Origin of the sequence: Agathobaculum sp. LCP25S3_E8 (assembly GCF_052117165.1) — a bacterium.
GTDB lineage: Bacteria > Bacillota > Clostridia > Oscillospirales > Butyricicoccaceae > Agathobaculum.
The window spans coordinates 1-1,831 of sequence record NZ_JBQKJR010000130.1 but is presented as its reverse complement, the minus strand read 5'-3'; the positions used below and the strand labels follow the sequence as shown (position 1 = coordinate 1,831).

The 1,831-nt window shown below is 50.7% G+C and carries 2 protein-coding genes and 1 pseudogene; 2 read left to right on the top strand and 1 reads right to left on the bottom strand.

Features of this window, described 5'->3' with window-relative positions:
- Window positions 1–97: 97 nt before the first annotated feature.
- Window positions 98–268: pseudogene (locus ACTQ34_RS17845) on the top strand (recombinase family protein); the annotation flags it as partial.
- Window positions 269–821: 553 nt separating this feature from the next.
- Here ACTQ34_RS17845 and ACTQ34_RS17840 read toward each other — a convergent pair.
- Entirely contained in the window at window positions 822–1,142 is a 321-nt protein-coding gene (locus ACTQ34_RS17840) for a transposase (RefSeq protein ID WP_441364945.1), read from the bottom strand.
- A gap of 239 nt (window positions 1,143–1,381) precedes the next feature.
- On the opposite strand from ACTQ34_RS17840, the gene ACTQ34_RS17835 reads away from it, so the two are divergent.
- Complete coding sequence (locus ACTQ34_RS17835; protein ID WP_441364944.1) at window positions 1,382–1,546, top strand: hypothetical protein; 165 nt, start codon at window positions 1,382–1,384, stop codon at window positions 1,544–1,546.
- Window positions 1,547–1,831: the final 285 nt, after the last annotated feature.

Below are 1,831 nucleotides of genomic sequence, written 5' to 3'. Positions count from 1 at the left end.
ATGAGACACCTGCCGGTTAATAGGTATATTCTCTTGGTTGTGTACTTCTGTGGCAAAGATGCCGGATCAAATAAATTGCAGAAAACCACCTTGATAAATCTCATCTCAGCGTGATATGCTGGAAAAATACTGCGAAAAGCAGGGATGGGAGGTTGTTGCAGTCTATCAGGACGATGGTTTCACAGGTCTTAATATGGAGCGTCCTGATTTACAGAGAATGTTGAGATCCATTGAGCGCAGGCAGATCAACCTTGTCATCACGAAAGATGACTGTGTTAATATAGAACTAAACTCAGAGGGCCTTGAAAACACAGGGTTTTGTGAAGTTAGTTCTGTTTTTTGACCCAAAACAGAGAACAAAACAGGCGCATGGGCAGCGCAAGGAGGATAGAGCCAGCCCTCACCGGTGGGAATATAGGTAATATCGCCCACCCAAGCTTGATTCAGGCGCTCAAAGGAGAAGTTTCGTTTGAGGAGATTCGATGAAACGGGGTGGCTGTGCTGGGAGTTGGTTGTGACTTTATAGGCCTGATGTCTGACCGAACAGATACCGGCAAGGCGCATCTGACAGTGTACCCGCTTGCGAGAGCAGCCGAAATCCGGTTTGAGCAAATGATAGAGGCTGTCCAATCCCAGGGCAGTATATTTTTGGTGTAGTTCCACTAATTTCCGTTTCAGTGCTTGATTCCGCTGCTCACGGATACAGGGCTTGTGATGCAGCCAATCATAGTAGCCGCTGCGCGAGATCTCCAGGGTCCGGCATGCCTGTTCCACAGTGGCTCCCTGGCGGTGCAGCGCCTGAACGCAGCGGTATTTTTCCACTATGGTGTCGACAGGATGCCGACGGATTTTTTTAGGATGTCAATGACCTCCTCTTTCTCACCCAGCTGCTTGCGCAGCGTACGGATCTCCGCTTCCAGATCCCGTATCCGCTGCTGTTCCCGGTTGTAGCGGCTCACCTGGCCCAGCTGCATCCCGGAGGCCTTCAGCCAGCTCCGTAGGGTGTCGATGCAAATGCCGAGGTCTCGGGCAACTTCCTTGGGGTCCCGTCCCTGCTCTGTTACCATTTTCACCGCCCCGGCTTTGAATGCTGTATCATAGCGAGGTGGCGGCGTACCTTTTTTGTCCTTTTGCTGTTCCATTTTTTTCGCCCCTTTCTATTCCAGTTTACGACTGATTTTTCTGTCCGTCAATTCGGGTATGGGGGCACGGCTGCTGCACAGGGATGAGGAGCAGAAAAAAGAACAAGAAAAAGACCATGGCCAGCGGTAAGCCGGTCATGGTCAAAAGCGTCCATCGGACGCGCAGCCGCAGAATGAAATTCTGCGTTCAAAGGGGCTTGGGGGCGCTGCCCTCAACAAGCAGAGCGGAGGGGAAAATCATGGCAGGATTTTTCCCTCTGCGGGCCGAGTGTATTAACACCGGCATTGCTTGCTACAATATGTTTGACCCCAAGAACGGTGTTGCGCTGGTAATGCTGTTCAGCGGTTCAAACCTAAGCTACAATGAAGAGGTAATCGGCCTTACGGGGCATTGCTTGAGCTAACCACGCTCGTTTGTGCAAACTGTTAGCCGACCCTCTCATTGCAGCGTTCGATTTACGCAGGTTGAATCATCGGAGCAATCCGTACATTCGTGTGACTAAGCAAGCTGAATCGGTAATGAACTGTGGCGGTCGCCGGTTATAAAACCAAACAAAGGAGGATTGTGTATGAGCGCAAGGAGTCATTACAGCGGTTGGAATCGATGTTTCAAAATATAAAAGCACAGTGGCAGCCAGAAGACCAGGCGGTGAAGTGGCTTTACTCCCATTTGACGTCGGCCATGATGT

What these genes read in the sequence shown, in the direction of transcription:
- ACTQ34_RS17840 (WP_441364945.1), bottom strand. Translation starts at nt 1,142, where the DNA reads ATGGAACAGCAAAAGGACAAAAAAGGTACGCCGCCACCTCGCTATGAT.
- ACTQ34_RS17835 (WP_441364944.1), top strand. Translation starts at nt 1,382, where the DNA reads ATGGCAGGATTTTTCCCTCTGCGGGCCGAGTGTATTAACACCGGCATT.